The organism is Stenotrophomonas sp. YJH_SMC_79, from assembly GCF_059367995.1.
Genome location: NZ_JCAFRK010000001.1, coordinates 1,305,249 through 1,321,384, shown reverse-complemented (window position 1 = coordinate 1,321,384; position 16,136 = coordinate 1,305,249). Strand labels below are relative to the sequence as shown.

Sequence of the window (16,136 nt, the reverse complement as noted above, 5' to 3'; positions counted from 1 at the left end):
AAAACGGATGTTCCAGACCCACTGGCACCTGTGGCTGCAGCAGACTTTCGACAGCGGCTGGATGCTGGCGCTGATGCAGTTCATCAGCCTGCTCGGCTACGAAATGACCTATACGGCGCTGATCCTGCTCTGCGCGTTCGGCGCACGATTGCGCGCCGGCCTGTGCGTGATGCTGGCGGTACTGCTGATGGCCTGCGCCACCCACGCGATCAAGCAGGGTGTCGCCCTGCCCCGCCCATCGGACGTGGATGCGCGCGTGCTGGACAAAGGGGTGCCCTCGCACCCGTTCGTGTTCGATGGCGGAGGGCACGCGTTCTGGTCCCTGCCAGATGCCCGGGCCACGGCGATGCTGCGCGCGCAGCCCGATGCCGACTATGGCTTCAACAGTGGCCACGTGGGCGTGGCCACCGCCGCCTGCGTCGGTCTGCTGCTGGCCTTCGGCATCCGCCGCCGTTGGCTACGCTGGGCATTGGCGTTCGGCTGGCCACTGCTGATGGCATTGTCACGGATGTACCTGGGTCGGCACTTCCTGGCCGACGTGCTGGCTGGATGGTTGATCGGCATCGGCGTAGCGCTGCTGGCGTGGCAGTTGATGCCGGGGATGCGTTCAAGCCAGCGCTGGCAACTGCCTGTGTTGCTGGCGTTGGGCGCGCTGCTGGCATGGGCGGCAGCGACCTCACGCTTCGTTCCGGTCGGTGAAGCCGGGCGACTGCTCGCGCTGGGCCTGCTGGTGACGTGGCTGCAGTGGCGTGGCTGGCCGATGGATCCTCAGAGCGTCACACAACGGGTGCTGCGCGTGCTGGGTGTGGTGGTGATCTACACGCTGGCGCGGCCATTGATCGATCTTCTTGCCGCGGCCGTTCCACTGCCCGATGCACCGGCAACCGAGCTGGTGTGGCAGGCCATTGGCACGCTGTTGATCCTGGGCGGCGGTGTGGCGCTGGCGAGGTGGATTCCGCGCCAGCACCTGCCGAAAGTCGAAGACATGCAGTAGACCCACGCCATGCGTGGATAGGCCATCCCGTCTCCAACCAACAGCCACGCATGGCGTGGCTCTACTTCAATCGGGTAGATCCGCGCCCTGCGCGGACAGGCCCTTCCCCGGCGGTGCAGCCGCCGGGCAGGCCCGGTACTACCGCACCTCGAACTCGCCCACCAGCACGGTCTCGGCACGGTCCTTCAACCGCATCGTCACCATCTGGTCCTTCTCCTTGGCCGTACCCCAATGGGTGGTCAGGCGCAGCATCAGGGTCGTCGCACCGGTCACCAGCTGCTGGCGGCTGCCGAAGTAATTCGCCTCCACCTTGTACCTGCCCGGCTTGGCGTTGCGCAGCGAGAACTGCTCGGGACCATAGCCGCCGGTGAAGTCCTGCGACATCTGCCCGCCCTGGTAGGTCAGGCGGTTGCCGTAGTAGGCGCGCTCGCCGTTCGGGTCGGTCACCCACAGGTCCATGTCGCTGTTGTCGGCGTCCCACGACAGCACCACGCGCAGGTCCAGGGGCATCGCCTGCAGCAGGCGCGGGTCGATGCTGGTGGTATCCAGCCGGGGCGTGTTGCGGGTCACCAGGTTGGTCAGTTCATCCAATGCGATCAGGGCGATGCCATCGAAGCGGCTGTCCCATGGCCGCACCACCACCTGGTACAACGGCGCCAGCGCCTGCTGCGGCTTTCCTGCCGCTGCCAGCGCCAGGCCCAGGTCACGGAAGCTCTGCGGTTCCTCCTGGCCCATCGCCAGTACCTGCTCGAACACCGGCACCGCCAACGCAGGCGCATCGGCCTGCATCAGGCGGTAACCGAGCACGCGCAGCAGATGGCGGTTGTCCAGATCCATCTCGGCCAGGTTCGACAGCACCCGCAGTGCCAGGTCGCGCTGACCCTGCTCCAGCAGCAGGTCGGCCACATCGAGGAAGAATGCGCTGCTGTCGGCGTGTGCATCGCGCTCGGCCAGGTAGCGGTCATACAGTTGCGACGGCGGGCCCTGGCGCAGGCGCCGGGCGATGGCGGAGTCCGGCTGCCACGCCGCCAGCTGGATGCCGAGCTCGCCCTCGTTGGCGGCAGCGGGCGCAGCGACACGACCACCAGTGACCGTGATTGAATCCAGGGCCTTGTTCGATGCAGGCGCTGAGCGACGTGCACGCGCGCTGCTGGCTTCCATGCGCTGCTCGGCGGCGGCGGCCATCGGTGCCGGGGCGGGCGGTGCCGCCGGGGCCGGCGCGGCGAGCATCGCCACCGGCGCCGATTCCATCGCATGGTCCGCGGAGGCCACTTCCAATGCCCCGCCCTTCGCCTGCGGCGGCATTCCCTTCGGCCAGCTGCGGTTCCACCACTGCTGGCGCTCCTTCCAGCGTGCAGCCACTTCATCCAGGCGCTGGCGATCTGCAGCGGCACGATCCGCCACCTGCACTGCAAACCTGGCGTCGTACTCAGCGCGCAGCGTGCCAGACGGACGGATCGCATAGCGCAGGTAGTCCTCCAGCGTCTCCAGCACGATCAGCGAGGTATCCGGACCGACCAGGCCAAACTGCTGCGACAGGCGCTGCATGGCCTCGCGGTTGCCGCGGCGGTCGGCGGCCAGCTGCTGCAGGCGCGCCTGTGCCCACAAGCCGGCCAGCAGTTCGCCCTCTTCACTTTTCTGCGTCGCGGGCAGCGCCTGCCATTCGCCGCCACCCACGCGCACCCGCATCGGCACACCATCGGCCGCCAGTCGTGCGTGCAGCCAGAGCCAGCCTTGGGCTTCACTGCGACGATCGATCACCACATCCTGCACGCCGCGCCCTGCATCGACCTGAACATCCAACGGCGACGACAGCAGCTCACGCGCCGCCGCATCGACATCCTTGCCCAGCGCAACGAAGCGGCCGCCATGCGCTTCACTCCAACCACGCAGTCGCACGGCATCGGTGCGCGCACCGGCGCTGCTGATCGCGAACAGGCGTTGATCCGCCGCCATCGCCGGCAGCTGTTCCGGCCCATAGGTCAGCAGACCGTCGCTGACCAGCAGGTATTCCTTCACACTCGGCTGCGGCTGCCACTGGGCCAGCGCACTGGCACCATCCGGGCGCACCACCTGCAGTGCTGCGCGCAGCTCACTCCAGTTGCCTGCGCGGATACGGAAGCGGCGCACCGGTTCGGCCCGATCACGCAGCACAGTCAGCGACACCGTACCGTCGCCCATCGCGGCGAAGTAGCGATCCAGCAGTGCGAACTCACGCGTGCGATCGCGCTGCCCCGCCGAACCAGAGCCGTCCCACAGCAGGCCGATCTCGCTGGGCAGCGTGCGGGGCGTGCTGTGGGTCGACACCGGCAGCTGCGCCAACAGGTAGTGCCCGTCCTGCCAGGTCGCCACCTGGACCTGCGCCTGACGTGCTGCGGGCAGGCTCCACTGCAGCTGCGCCGGCAGCTGCGCGCCCTTTCCCTGCCACTGCAGCTGGCCCGCGCTGATGCGGAAGGGCACCGTACCTGCAGTAGTCGCTCCGGGTGCCTGCAGCTTCAGTTCAACCGAGGCTGCACCGGCGGCGGACTGCAGCGGAAGCGTCCACTGCCAGCCGTGGCCGGCGAAGGCCAACGGCTCGCGAATCACCAGCTGCACGCGCCGACTGCCACCAGCCGGCAGCGGGTAGATGCGCAGGCGGAACTGGTTGCCGGCGGTCTGTTCCAGCAGGCCCGGGTCGACGCCGCGGCGGGCGATCTCCTCGAACACCTGACGGCCGCGGTCCTTGGGCACCGGCACCGCGTCACGCATCTCGCCGTTGATATCCAGCGCGAAGCCGCTGATCTGCTGGCCGTCGGCCAAGGGGAACTGCAGCTCACCCTCCAGCACGCGCCGGTTCGGGTTGTGGAATTCCAGGGTGATCCGGGTCTGGGCGATGCCGGCCTGGACCTCGCCTTCGATGCGGGCACGCTGCAGCTGCACCGGTTGTTCGGCGGCGGGCGCGATCAGCAGCGGCGTGGTGGCCTGCGGCCGGGAGATCCGTGGCGACTGCGCGCCAGCGGGCCAGGCCACAAGGGCCAGCAACAACACAGTGCAGCAACGGGCGAAGACCATGACCGGACTCCAGTGGGATCGTGGAGGGTTGAACGCACGAACAGACGGAACGGGGTTTGACGAGCCGAGCTTTTCAATGTCGTCGCCCACAGGCACGATGCCCCACTCCCATATGCGCAAGGATGCCGATGCGACTCCCCCTGCCCACCATTCTGCTGCTCCTGGCCTGCCCGTTGACCGCCCTTGCGGCGGCCCCGGCCAAAAGCCTGTATTTCCAGCATCACGACTGGGTCGCGGCCTGTGACAATACCCGCACCTGCCGCGCCGCTGGGTACGCTACCGACGAGGACAGCACCCTGAGCGTCCTGCTCACCCGCAAGGGCGGCCCCAACCAGGCCATCCAGGGTCGCCTGTCGCTGCAGCCGGAAGAAGGCCAGCCCCAGCCCAAGGGCGCACTGCATCTGCACATCCAGCAGCAGGATCTCGGCGTTCTGGCCCCCGCAAGAGGCGAAGGTACGCACAGCTTGAATGCCGCGCAGACCAGCGCGCTGTTGTCGGCACTGGTGCGCAACGGTGGGGTCAGCGTGACCGATGGCGCAGGCCGCCGCTGGCCGTTGTCGGACAAGGGGGCGGCAGCGGTACTGCTGAAGATCGACGAGTACCAGGGGCGCCTCGGCACACCCGGTGCCGTGATGCGCAAGGGCAGCACGCCGGAATCCAGCGTCCCCGCCGCCTTGGCGGTGCCGGTGGTTCGCAAGGCCGCAACCGTGGACTCGACCCCGGGTGATCCGGCGTTTGCTCGGCTGGCCGCCTCACCCGCCCTGCGCGCGGCGCTGCGTGCCTCGCTGAAGGACGACAGCTGCGAAGGGCTGCTGGAGACCGACGCCGACGTTCCGCTCAGCAACTCCCCGCTGCAGATCCAGCGCCTGGATGCGCAGCACGTATTGGTCAACGTGCAGTGCTGGCGCGCGGCCTACAACACCGGCGATGGCTACTGGGTCGCCCGTCCGGAGGCGCCTTACCAGCCACAGTGGGTGACCAGCGATGCCATCGACTACGACGATGGTCAGATCATTGCCGCGCAGAAGGGCCGCGGTCTGGGCGACTGCATCTCGCAGAACACCTGGACGTGGGACGGCACGCGCTTCATCGCGACGTCGGAGGTAGCGGCCGGCCTGTGCCGGGGCGTGCCCGGTGGCACCTGGGAACTACCGACGCTGGTAACCGAGGTCCGCTGACCTGACAGATAAAGGGGACGGAGGGGATTAAGTCGCTTTTGCCTTGTTTGCCATTTGCGACTTAATCCCCTCCGTCCCCTTTTCTTCAGGCGGGGAGGCTGTGCTCCACGATCAGCTGGATGGCGCTGCCGCCGCGATAGTCGTCGCAGGCGAGCCGATAGGCGAGATGCACATGGCGGCCCGGCGCGTTGCCGTGCCAGCCGCCGAAGTGGATCGCGTTGATCGTGCCGGGTACACCCGGCAGGCGCAGTTCCAGCTTCAGGTGGCGCTCCTTCAGCACACGCCAGTTGGCCACTTCGAAGTGACCGTCGAACAGCGGTTCGGGGAAGCCCTGGCCCCACGGTCCGGCCAGGCGCAACGCGTCGGCATGGCGATGATCCAGCTCGTCGGCGGCCAGTTCGCCGTCGCTGAGCACCTGCTGCCGCAGTGCCGCCGGGTCGAGCATTTCCAGTACCACGGCGACGAAGGCGGCCTTGAAGTCATCGACGTGATCGAGGCGCAGGCTGAGGCCGGCCGCCATGGCATGGCCACCGAAGCGTTCGATCAGTCCCGGGTGGCGTGCATCGACCAGCGCCAGTGCGTCACGGATGTGCAGGCCGGGAATCGAGCGCGCCGAGCCGCGCAGGGTGTCGGCACCCGGTTCAGCCGGGGCGAAGGCGATCACCGGGCGATGCAGGCGATCCTTCATCTTCGACGCGACCAGGCCGACCACGCCCGGGTGCCAGTCGGCATCGAACAGGCAGGCCGCCACCGGGCGCTGGCCGGCCATGTCCAGCACCACGCGGGTCAACGCCTGCTCGGCGTCGTCGGTCATCGACTGCTGCACGGCGCGGCGTTCCGAATTGATCTGTTCCAGCGTCTGCGCGATCTCGCGCGCCTGGCGCGGGTCTTCGGTCAGCAGCAGCGCGATGCCCAGTGCCATATCTTCCAGGCGGCCTGCTGCATTCAGGCGGGGGCCCAGGGCGAAGCCGATGTCGGTGGCGGTCAGTCGCGCGGCGTCACGGCCGCTGGCTTCGATCAGCGCACGCAGGCCGACACAACCTTGCCCTGCGCGCAGACGGCGCAGGCCCGCACTGACCAGCGCCCGATTGTTCGGATCCAGCGCCACCAGGTCGGCAACGGTGCCGACCGCCACCAGGTCCAGCAGCGTGGTCAGGTCCGGCCCCTTGCCATCGGCAAAGACACCGGCCTCGCGCATCTGCCGGCGCAACGCCATCAGCACGTAGAAGATCACGCCGACACCGGCCAGCGATTTGCTGGGGAAAGCATCGCCGTCCAGATTGGGATCGACGATGACATCGGCCGGCGGCAATTGCGGACCGGGAAGATGATGATCGGTGACCAGCACCTGCCAGCCACGCGCCTTGGCCGCAGTCACGCCGGCATGGCAGGCAATACCGTGGTCAACCGTGACCAGCAGGTCCGGCTTCAGCTCGGCCAGCTCCTCCACCAGTGACGGCGACAGGCCGTAGCCGTGCACCATGCGGTTCGGCACCGCGTGGAAGACATGCTGCGCGCCGAGCATGCGCAGGCCACGCACGCCGACCGCACACGCAGTGGCCCCATCGCAATCGAAGTCGCCAACCACCAGGATGCGCTTGTCGTTGGCGATGGCCTCGACCAGCAGGCCCACCGCATCGTCGATGCCGGTCAGCAGCTCGGGGGCGTGCAGATTGCCCAGCTTCGGCTGCGCCAACTCCGGTGTACCTGCGCCACGGCTGGCATAGAGACGCGCCAGCAACGGCAGCGTGCCCTCCGGCCAGCTGCCGGGCGCGACCGCATCGCGGCGGTGGATCGTCGGCGTATCAGAGGCGGGATGCACAGCATCGGCGGCAAGGGACATCGGCATCGCCGGTTACGAAAGACAGAGGGATGATACCGCGCGCGGGAGAGGCTGTCGGGATTGCGCCCGGCACCTGCGGTAGTGCCGGCCGCTGGCCGGCAACCCCGGCAAACATCGGGGTCAGAGCCGTTCTCCGATGGAAAACGGATCCGCCCCCGCTCGGCCGAGGCCCCGCTCAGTCGTGAAGCTGGCGCGGCTTCTTCCAGAACTGCCAGCGCTGGCCACGGTCCAGCTGGAACTGCAGGCCGTCCTCGAAATCCAGCACCAGCCGTTGCAGCTCGCCACGCTTCAGCGCGGCCAGCAGCGGACGGATCGCATCATTGCCGAGCTGCTGCAGGGAACGCAGCTGGCGCAGATCGACCAGTGCATCCACGGCCTGCTCGCCGTCCACGGCCACACCGGCAGCCAGGGCCAGGCCCTGCAGCAGCGCGTCGCGGCTGCGCACCTGTGCGTGCGGCGTACTGACCGACACCGGCATCACGCCACCACCCCAGAACCACAGTGAATTGATCGGCTGTTGTCCCTGCGCGGCGCGCTGCTGGTTCCAGGAATGATTGTGCAGCAGTACCTGCGCTTCGGTCATCAGCGCCCGCCAACGGCGGCCGCCCTCGCCTGCCGGCAGGTGCGAGAACAGGTCATCGCCCAGCACCTCGTCCGGACTGTCGAAGTCCGGCAGGGCCAGGTCGATCGGAAGCCGCAGGTACCAGCGCGAAGGGTCCGGTGCGTCAAGCACGAACCCGGCATCGGCGAACAACGGCTGCAGCACCGGCAGCAGGGCCAGGCAATCGGCCAGGGTCGGCCGCAGCGTTTCGCCATAGGCCATCATCCGCGCGCCGTGCATGTCCGGCACCATGCAGGCCGGATCGGCACGCAGCCAGCACGCACCGGCCGCATCGCCGACGTCACGCTGGCGGCTCAGTGCGGCCACCGGCCAGTGCGGCGCGGCGACCGTGAAATGGCGTTGCAGCTGTGCCCGCTCGCCGGCTTCGAACTGCGAGGCGTTGGCGCGGCCCAGGGCACGCGCCACGTCATCGGGCAGCGCAGCCGCGGCAAAGCGGCTGCGTGCAGGCAACAGCAGAGTCGCCGTTGCCACCGGGTCAGTCCACGTAGCTGACGCTGACGATCTCGTACTCGCGCTGGCCGGCCGGGGCGTCGATCACGATCGAATCGCCTTCCAGCTTGCCGATCATCGCGCGCGCCACCGGCGAGGAGATGGCGATCAGGCCCAGCTTGATGTCCGCCTCCAGGTCACCCACGATCTGGTACTTCTTCTCTTCGTCGGTTTCCACGTCGGCCAGCGTCACGCTGGCACCGAACACCACCTTGGAGCCGGCATTGAGCTTGCTCACGTCGATGATCTCGGCGTGCGACAGCTCGCCTTCCAGCTGCTTGATGCGGCCTTCGATGAAGCCCTGTTCCTCGCGCGCGGCGTGGTACTCGGCGTTCTCCTTCAGGTCGCCATGCTCACGCGCTTCGGCGATCGCGGCGATCACCTTCGGGCGCTTGACCGACTTCAGGTGATCCAGTTCGTCGCGCAGCTTCTGCGCGCCCTTCATCGTGATGGGGGCTCTCATGCATTCAACTCCTTGTGCAGCTCCTGCAGCGACCAGACGGGGCCGGTGCCGCGGAATTCCAGTGAATCCACCAGCGCCTTGGCGCCGGCAATCGTAGTCGAGTAGGTGACGCGGTGCTGCAGCGCCTCGCGACGGATCGAGAACGAGTCGTTGATCGCCGAACGACCTTCGGTCGTGTTGACGATGTAGACGATCTCGCCGTTCTTGATCGAGTCGACGATGTGCGGACGGCCTTCGACCACCTTGTTGATGATCTCGCAGTCCATGCCGTGCTGCTGCAGCCATGCGGCGGTGCCACGAGTGGCGACCAGGCTGTAGCCACGCGCCAGCAGTGCCTTGGCCACCGGCAGCACGCGCTTCTTGTCCGGGTCACGCACCGAAACGAAGGCCTTGCCGACCGGCGGCGCCTTGATGCCACCGGCTTCCTGCGCACGCGCGAAGGCGGCATTGAAGGTGCGGCCCACGCCCATCACTTCACCGGTGGAGCGCATCTCCGGCCCGAGGATCGGGTCGACGCCCTGGAACTTGGCGAACGGGAAGATCGCTTCCTTCACCGAGTAGTAGTCCGGCACGATTTCCTTGGTCGCGCCCTGCTCGGCCAGGCTCTTGCCAGCCATGCAACGGGCAGCGATCTTGGCCAGCGGCATGCCGGTGGCCTTGGACACGAACGGCACGGTGCGCGACGCACGCGGGTTCACTTCCAGCAGGTAGATGGTGTCGGCACCTTCGTCGCTGGTCTGGATCGCGAACTGGGTGTTCATCAGGCCGACCACGTTCAGGGCCTTGGCCAGCTCCACCACCTGGCGGCGCAGCTCGGCCTGGGTTTCAGCCGACAGCGAGTACGGCGGCAGCGAGCACGAGGAATCGCCCGAGTGCACGCCGGCTTCTTCGATGTGCTCCATCACGCCACCGATCAGGACGTTGCCATCCTTGTCGGCGATGATGTCGACGTCGCACTCGACGGCGTTGTCGAGGAAGCGGTCGAGCAGCACCGGCGAATCATTGGACACCTTCACCGCGTCGCGCACATAGCGGGCCAGGTCGGCTTCGCCGTAGACGATTTCCATGGCACGGCCACCCAGCACGTAGCTCGGGCGCACCACCAGCGGGTAGCCGATCTCGCGGGCCAGCAGCAGGGCTTCCTGGTCGTTGCGGGCGATGCGGTTCGGCGGCTGCTTCAGGCCCAGCTTGTCGACCAGCTGCTGGAAGCGCTCGCGGTCTTCGGCCAGGTCGATCGAATCCGGGCTGGTACCGATCACCGGCACGCCATTGGCTTCCAGCGCGCGCGCCAGCTTCAGCGGGGTCTGGCCGCCGTACTGCACGATCACGCCCTTCGGCTGTTCCAGTTCGACGATTTCCAGCACGTCTTCCAGGGTCAGCGGTTCGAAGTACAGGCGGTCGGAGGTGTCGTAGTCGGTCGACACGGTTTCCGGGTTGCAGTTGACCATGATGGTTTCATAACCATCCTCGCGCAGCGCCAGTGCCGCGTGCACGCAGCAGTAGTCGAACTCGATGCCCTGGCCGATGCGGTTCGGGCCACCGCCCAGGATCATGATCTTGTCGCGGTTGCTCGGCGCGGCCTCGCACTCGTCCTCGTAGGTCGAGTACAGGTAGGCGGTACCGGTGCAGAATTCACCGGCACAGGAGTCCACGCGCTTGTAGACCGGGCGCACCTTGTGCGCACGACGCAACGCGCGGACGGCGGCTTCGTTGGTGCCGGTCAGCTGCGCCAGGCGCGCGTCGGAGAAGCCAGCGCGCTTCAGCTTGCGCAGGCGCGCAGCGTCCAGCGCGTCGATGCCACCGGCAGCGACGTCAGCTTCGGCAGCAATGATTTCCTCGATCTGGTCCAGGAACCAGTGATCGATGAACGACAGCGCGTAGATCTCTTCCACGCTCATGCCGGCGCGGAATGCATCGGCGACGAAGAACAGACGCTCCGGGCCCGGCGCCTTCAGTTCGCGGCGCAGGGTCTGCAGGTCTTCTTCGTTGCCCAGGTCCAGGCCGGTCGGGTCGAAGCCGACCTTGCCGGTTTCCAGGCCACGCAGGGCCTTCTGCACCGACTCCTGGAAGGTGCGGCCCATCGCCATCACCTCACCCACCGACTTCATCTGGGTGGTCAGGCGCGCGTCGGCGGCCGGGAACTTCTCGAAGGCAAAGCGCGGGATCTTGGTGACGACGTAATCGATGGACGGCTCGAACGAGGCCGGGGTCAGGCCGCCGGTGATCTCGTTCTTCAGTTCGTCCAGGGTGTAGCCGACGGCCAGCTTCGCGGCGACCTTGGCGATCGGGAAGCCGGTGGCCTTGGAGGCCAGCGCCGAGGAACGCGACACGCGGGGGTTCATCTCGATGACGACCACGCGGCCGGTCTTCGGATTGATGCCGAACTGCACGTTCGAGCCACCGGTATCCACGCCGATCTTGCGCAGCACGGCGATGGAGGCATCGCGCAGGCGCTGGTATTCCTTGTCGGTCAGGGTCTGCGCCGGCGCCACGGTGATCGAGTCACCGGTGTGCACGCCCATCGGGTCCAGGTTTTCGATCGAGCAGACGATGATGCAGTTGTCCGCGGTATCGCGGACCACTTCCATCTCGAACTCCTTCCAGCCCAGCACCGACTCTTCCACCAGCACTTCGGTGGTCGGCGACAGTTCCAGGCCGCGGCTGACGATCTCGACCAGCTCTTCGCGGTTGTAGGCAATGCCACCGCCGCTGCCGCCCAGGGTGAAGCTGGGGCGGATGATGGTCGGGTAGCCGACGCGGGTCTGGATCTCCAGCGCTTCGTCCAGGGTGTGGGCCACGGCGGCGGTCGGGCATTCCAGGCCGATCTCACCCATGGCCACGCGGAACAGCTCGCGGTCTTCGGCCATACGGATCGCTTCGCGCTTGGCGCCGATCAGCTCGACGTTGTACTTCTCCAGCACGCCGTGGTCGGCCAGGTCCAGCGCGCAGTTCAGCGCGGTCTGGCCACCCATGGTCGGCAGCAGTGCATCGGGCTTTTCCTTGGCGATGATCTTCTCGACCGTCTGCCAGTTGATCGGCTCGATGTAGACGGCGTCGGCCATCTCCGGGTCGGTCATGATCGTGGCCGGGTTGCTGTTGACCAGCACCACGCGGTAACCCTCGTCACGCAGGGCCTTGCAGGCCTGGGCGCCGGAGTAGTCGAACTCGCAGGCCTGGCCGATGACGATCGGGCCAGCACCGATGATGAGGATGGTCTTGAGGTCAGTGCGCTTGGGCATTTTCTTCTCTAAGTCAGTACAGCGTGACAAGGGGGAGTGATCGCACGCTGTCGATCAGGAATCTTGATCCGCAGCGCCGCGCCAGGGGCAGCAGCGATGCGGGGTTTACGGTCCATCGCGACGCCACCGGGGGGCCGGCGACGTACTGATCACGCCTTGGCCTGCTCCATCAGCACCACGAAGCGGTCGAACAGCGGACCGACATCGGTCGGGCCCGGCGACGCTTCCGGATGGCCCTGGAACGAGAACGCCGGCACGTCGGTGCGGGCAACACCCTGGTTGGTACCATCGAACAGCGAGCGGTGGGTCACGCGCAGGGTCGGCGGCAGGGTCGCTTCATCGATCGCGAAGCCGTGGTTCTGCGAGGTGATCATCACCCGGCCGCTGTCCAGGTCCTGCACCGGGTGGTTGGCACCGTGGTGGCCGTGGCCCATCTTCATGGTCTGCGCGCCCGAGGCCAGGCCCAGCAGCTGGTGGCCCAGGCAGATGCCGAAGGTCGGGATCTTCACGTCGATGAAGGTCTTGATCGCTTCGATGGCGTAGTCGCACGGTTCCGGGTCACCCGGGCCGTTGGACAGGAACACGCCATCCGGCTTCAGCGCCAGCACGTCGGCGGCCGGGGTCTGCGCCGGCACCACGGTCACTTCGCAGCCGCGCTCGGCCAGCATGCGCAGGATGTTGGTCTTCACGCCGAAGTCATAGGCCACGACCTTGAACCTGGCCGGCACGCTGACGAAGGCATTGGCATCCAGGTCCAGCTGGCCCTCGGTCCAGGTGTAGGTCTTCTCGGTAGTGACGACCTTGGCCAGATCCATGCCCTTCAGCCCCGGGAACTTGCGGGCGGCTTCCAGTGCCTTTTCCACGTCGATGTCGCCGGCCATCAGCGCACCGTTCTGCGCGCCCTTCTCGCGCAGGATGCGGGTCAGCTTGCGGGTGTCGATGCCGGCGATGGCGACCACGCCACGCTGGATCAGCCAGTCCTGCAGCGACACCTGGCTGCGCCAGTTGCTGGGGCGGCGGGGAACATCGCGCACGATCAGGCCGGCCGACCACACCTTGGACGCTTCATTGTCCTGGTCGGTCATGCCGGTGTTACCGATATGCGGATAGGTCAGCGTGACCATCTGCCGGGCGTAGGACGGGTCGGTCAGCACTTCCTGGTAGCCGGTCATGGCGGTGTTGAACACCACCTCACCGACGGACAGGCCGGGCGCGCCTACGGATTCGCCCTCGAATACGGTGCCGTCTTCGAGGACGAGGATTGCGGCTTGGGTCACGGGAATCTCACTTTGGCTACCGAGGGGGCTGCCGAAGTCACGCCTGCGCTTCACGGAAATCCGGTTGCAAAAAAGCGCGGACGTACGGTCTGGGACCGGTCCGGCTTTCGTGATTCGGCGAGTGCGAATTGTAGCGCTGCCGGGGCGCTCGCGCCAGCGGTTATCGCTGTTCATGAACAGGCGATTGCGCGTTCATTTCAATCCGGCGGCGTATGCGGGGTCCGCTGGCCGGCAATTCCCTTGCCGTCGGGCTTCACGAGGTTGCCGGCCAGCGGCCGGCACTACCGACTTACTGCAGCAGGTCCCTTACCCGGTAGCTGCCCGCCGCCCGGCCCTGCAGCTGGCGGGCGGCGAACAGGGCGCCGCGGGCGAAGATGTCGCGGTTGGTTGCCCGGTGCACCAGCTCGATGCGCTCGCCCAGCCCGGTGAACTGCACCAGGTGCTCGCCCACGATGTCACCGGCACGCAGGCTGGCGTAATGCGGCTCCGCCCCGCCCCGCTGCGCGGCCGTGCCCAGGGTCAGCGCGGTGCCCGATGGCGCGTCCTTCTTCTGGGTGTGGTGCGATTCGACGATGTCGCAGTCCCAGCCGGCCAGCGCCTGCGCCGCACGCTCCACCAGTTCGTCCAGTACCGCCACGCCCAGGCTGAAGTTCGATGCCCAGACCAGCGGGATCTTCGCCGCCGCGGCCTCCAGCGCCTGGCGCTGCGTGCTGGAGATGCCGGTGGTGCCCGACACCAGCCCTGCCCCGCGCTCCACGCACAACGCCAGCATCGGGTCGAAACCCTCCGGCAGGCTGAAGTCGATCGCCACATCGAACACCGGCGCGCCGGGCAGTTCGCTGGCGCCGAAGAACGGCACACCGTCAACCACGCGCTGCGCCGGCGCACGGCCGGTTACCGCAGCCACGATCTGCAGGGTTTCGGGTTGTTCGGCGGCCAGCCGCAGCAGGGCCTGGCCCATGCGCCCGGAGGCACCGTGAATGAGCAATCGCAGGGGAGTCTGGTTCATGCCTGCAGGCTAGCGGCAGCACGCCCGCTCCGGCAAGCGCCATCGCTGCTACGCTGCATGCCCTTTCATGCAATGGATGGCAGCTCCCTCATGCAGATCAGCGAACAGCTGGTGCTGGTCACCGGTGCCGGCCGCGGCCTTGGCCAGCACATCGCCCGCGCGTTCGCTGCGCAGGGCGCGCGCGTCATCGTCAACTATCACCGCAGCGAAGCCGCCGCACGTACTCTGGCTGCCGAGCTGGGCGGGCAGGCGATCGCGCTGCCGGCCGACGTCACCGACCGCGCTCAGGTCGATGCGATGCTGCAGCACGCGCTGGCCCACTTCGGCCAAGGTGTCACCACCGTGGTCAACAACGCGCTGGCCGCTTTCTCGTTCAATGGCGATGCCCGCGACGGCGCCGCGGATATCGGCTGGCCGGCCTTCCAGGCGCAGTTCGAGGGCAGCGTGCGTGGCGCGCTGAACACCGTGCAGGCCGCCCTGCCCGGCATGCAGGCGCGTCGCTTCGGCCGCGTGATCAACATCGGCACCAACCTGTTCCAGAATCCGGTGGTGCCCTACCACGACTACACCGCCGCCAAGGCCGCACTGCTGTCGCTGACCCGCACCCTGGCCGGCGACCTGGGCCCGCATGGCATCACCGTGAACATGCTGTCCGGTGGCCTGCTGCGCACCACCGATGCCAGTGCCGCCACGCCGGAAGCAGTATTCGACTACATCGCTGCCAACACCCCGCTGCGCAGCGTCACCACGCCGGCCGAGTTCGCCGATGCCGCGCTGTTCTTCGCCAGTCCCTGGTCGCGCGCGGTAACCGGCCAGAACCTGGTGGTCGATGGCGGGCTGGTGCGGGACTGAGCCGATGCGCATCTCCGAGGTCAGCCGCCTGACCGGTGCCAGCGCCAAGGCCATCCGCCTGTACGAGGCGCGTGGACTGCTGCCGCCGGTGCCACGCCTGAACCGCTATCGCGACTACAGCGAACAGGACGTGGCCTGGGTGCAGCTGATCCGCCAGGCACTGGGGCTGGGCATCACCCTGGCCGCGATCTCGCGCCTGCAGGGCCGTGATGGTCGGCTCGACTGGCCAGCGGTGCTGGCCTTGCTGGAGCAGCAGCGCAGCCGCATTGCCAGCGAGCGGGTGCGGCTGGCGCAGGTCGAGCGCGACCTGCAGCAGGTCAGCGACGAACTGCAGCAGTGGCTGCACTCCGGCAGCGGCGACTGCATCCTGGAACCCAGCGGCTGCACCACCCCGGTTTGACTCTGCCCCTGGGGCAGACCCCAACCTCGCGCACTTTCCATTTCCGGAGGTTGCCGTGTCCCGCTCCATCCTGATCCTGCTCGGCCATCCTGACCGTGACAGCCTGTGCGGCGCCCTCGCCCAGCGCTATGCCACGGCCGCCGAGAACGCCGGCCACCGGGTGCGCCTGATCGCATTGGGTGAACTCGTGTTCAATCCGGTGCTGCGCCATGGCTATCGCCAGATCCAGCCACTGGAAGCCGACCTGCAGGACGCCGCCGATGCGATCGAGGCCTGCGATCATCTGGTGCTGGTCTACCCCACCTGGTGGGGCGCGATGCCGGCGCTGCTGAAGGGCTTCTTCGACCGCGTGCTGCTGCCGGGGTACGCCTTCCGCTACCGGCGCGACTCAGTGTGGTGGGACCGGTTGCTGGCCGGGCGCAGCGCACGGGTGATCACCACGCTGGATACACCCCCCTGGTACTACCGCTGGATCTACCGCGACCCGGGCATCACCCAGATCCGCGCCACCCTCCTGGAGTTCTGCGGCATCCGCCCGGTGCGGGTCAGCCGCCTCGGCGCGGTACGCAGCAGTACTCCGGCACAACGCAGCACGTGGCTGGCGCTGGCGGCAGAGCTCGGATCACGGGCCACGTAGTTCCACGCCCTATGCCACGGTCCAGTAGATCCACGCCATGCGTGGATGGGCCTCGAGAGCGTGCGAACCATGGTTCGCATCC

The 16,136-nt window shown here is 67.6% G+C and carries 12 protein-coding genes; 5 read left to right on the top strand and 7 right to left on the bottom strand.

Annotated features, from left to right (window positions below):
* The first annotated feature begins 7 nt into the window (after positions 1 to 7).
* A complete protein-coding gene (locus AC5P57_RS06525; RefSeq protein ID WP_262235750.1) occupies positions 8 to 994 on the top strand; it encodes a phosphatase PAP2 family protein in 987 nt (328 codons plus the stop codon).
* Between the two features lie 138 nt (positions 995 to 1,132).
* Here the strand turns inward: AC5P57_RS06525 and AC5P57_RS06520 are convergent, their stop codons facing one another.
* Entirely contained in the window at positions 1,133 to 4,045 is a 2,913-nt protein-coding gene (locus AC5P57_RS06520) for a DUF2135 domain-containing protein (RefSeq protein WP_495219510.1), read from the bottom strand.
* A 128-nt stretch (positions 4,046 to 4,173) separates the two neighbouring features.
* Between AC5P57_RS06520 and AC5P57_RS06515 the strand changes: the two genes are divergently transcribed.
* Positions 4,174 to 5,223, top strand: coding sequence for a DUF1176 domain-containing protein (locus AC5P57_RS06515; RefSeq protein ID WP_262235748.1), 1,050 nt, complete (start codon positions 4,174 to 4,176; stop codon positions 5,221 to 5,223).
* 85 nt (positions 5,224 to 5,308) lie between these two features.
* Here the strand turns inward: AC5P57_RS06515 and recJ are convergent, their stop codons facing one another.
* From recJ to dapB, 6 genes are all read right to left on the bottom strand, one after another.
* Positions 5,309 to 7,066: a single-stranded-DNA-specific exonuclease RecJ gene (recJ, locus tag AC5P57_RS06510; RefSeq protein ID WP_099551675.1), complete on the bottom strand. Its 1,758-nt coding sequence runs from the start codon at positions 7,064 to 7,066 to the stop codon at positions 5,309 to 5,311.
* 175 nt (positions 7,067 to 7,241) lie between these two features.
* Positions 7,242 to 8,159: a phosphoglycerate mutase gene (locus AC5P57_RS06505; protein WP_099551674.1), complete on the bottom strand. Its 918-nt coding sequence runs from the start codon at positions 8,157 to 8,159 to the stop codon at positions 7,242 to 7,244.
* 4 nt (positions 8,160 to 8,163) lie between these two features.
* Positions 8,164 to 8,628 (bottom strand): transcription elongation factor GreA, encoded by a 465-nt coding sequence (gene greA, locus AC5P57_RS06500; protein ID WP_026347191.1) that lies wholly within the window; start codon positions 8,626 to 8,628, stop codon positions 8,164 to 8,166.
* 8 nt (positions 8,629 to 8,636) lie between these two features.
* The gene (carB, locus tag AC5P57_RS06495) at positions 8,637 to 11,879 is read right to left on the bottom strand and encodes a carbamoyl-phosphate synthase large subunit (RefSeq protein ID WP_262235747.1); all 3,243 of its coding nucleotides are present in this window, start codon (positions 11,877 to 11,879) and stop codon (positions 8,637 to 8,639) included.
* A 149-nt stretch (positions 11,880 to 12,028) separates the two neighbouring features.
* Entirely contained in the window at positions 12,029 to 13,156 is a 1,128-nt protein-coding gene (carA, locus tag AC5P57_RS06490) for a glutamine-hydrolyzing carbamoyl-phosphate synthase small subunit (RefSeq protein WP_099551672.1), read from the bottom strand.
* 289 nt (positions 13,157 to 13,445) lie between these two features.
* On the bottom strand, positions 13,446 to 14,165 hold the full coding sequence (dapB, locus tag AC5P57_RS06485) for a 4-hydroxy-tetrahydrodipicolinate reductase (protein ID WP_099551671.1): 720 nt from the start codon (positions 14,163 to 14,165) through the stop codon (positions 13,446 to 13,448).
* 90 nt (positions 14,166 to 14,255) lie between these two features.
* Here dapB and AC5P57_RS06480 point away from each other — a divergent pair, with 90 nt between their 5' ends.
* From AC5P57_RS06480 to AC5P57_RS06470, 3 genes are read left to right on the top strand one after another with little or no spacing between them, the layout of a single operon-like run.
* Positions 14,256 to 15,017: a 3-oxoacyl-ACP reductase gene (locus AC5P57_RS06480; protein WP_428843491.1), complete on the top strand. Its 762-nt coding sequence runs from the start codon at positions 14,256 to 14,258 to the stop codon at positions 15,015 to 15,017.
* Positions 15,018 to 15,021: 4 nt separating this feature from the next.
* Positions 15,022 to 15,417 carry a MerR family transcriptional regulator gene (locus AC5P57_RS06475; RefSeq protein ID WP_142805882.1) on the top strand — a complete coding sequence of 132 codons (396 nt, stop codon included), beginning with the start codon at positions 15,022 to 15,024 and terminating at the stop codon, positions 15,415 to 15,417.
* Positions 15,418 to 15,472: 55 nt separating this feature from the next.
* Positions 15,473 to 16,054: an NAD(P)H-dependent oxidoreductase gene (locus AC5P57_RS06470; RefSeq protein ID WP_262235745.1), complete on the top strand. Its 582-nt coding sequence runs from the start codon at positions 15,473 to 15,475 to the stop codon at positions 16,052 to 16,054.
* Positions 16,055 to 16,136: the final 82 nt, after the last annotated feature.

What these genes read in the sequence shown, in the direction of transcription:
- AC5P57_RS06480 (WP_428843491.1), top strand. Translation starts at nt 14,256, where the DNA reads ATGCAGATCAGCGAACAGCTGGTGCTGGTCACCGGTGCCGGCCGCGGC.
- AC5P57_RS06525 (WP_262235750.1), top strand. Translation starts at nt 8, where the DNA reads ATGTTCCAGACCCACTGGCACCTGTGGCTGCAGCAGACTTTCGACAGC.
- carB (WP_262235747.1), bottom strand. Translation starts at nt 11,879, where the DNA reads ATGCCCAAGCGCACTGACCTCAAGACCATCCTCATCATCGGTGCTGGC.
- AC5P57_RS06515 (WP_262235748.1), top strand. Translation starts at nt 4,174, where the DNA reads ATGCGACTCCCCCTGCCCACCATTCTGCTGCTCCTGGCCTGCCCGTTG.
- AC5P57_RS06475 (WP_142805882.1), top strand. Translation starts at nt 15,022, where the DNA reads ATGCGCATCTCCGAGGTCAGCCGCCTGACCGGTGCCAGCGCCAAGGCC.
- recJ (WP_099551675.1), bottom strand. Translation starts at nt 7,066, where the DNA reads ATGTCCCTTGCCGCCGATGCTGTGCATCCCGCCTCTGATACGCCGACG.
- dapB (WP_099551671.1), bottom strand. Translation starts at nt 14,165, where the DNA reads ATGAACCAGACTCCCCTGCGATTGCTCATTCACGGTGCCTCCGGGCGC.
- AC5P57_RS06520 (WP_495219510.1), bottom strand. Translation starts at nt 4,045, where the DNA reads ATGGTCTTCGCCCGTTGCTGCACTGTGTTGTTGCTGGCCCTTGTGGCC.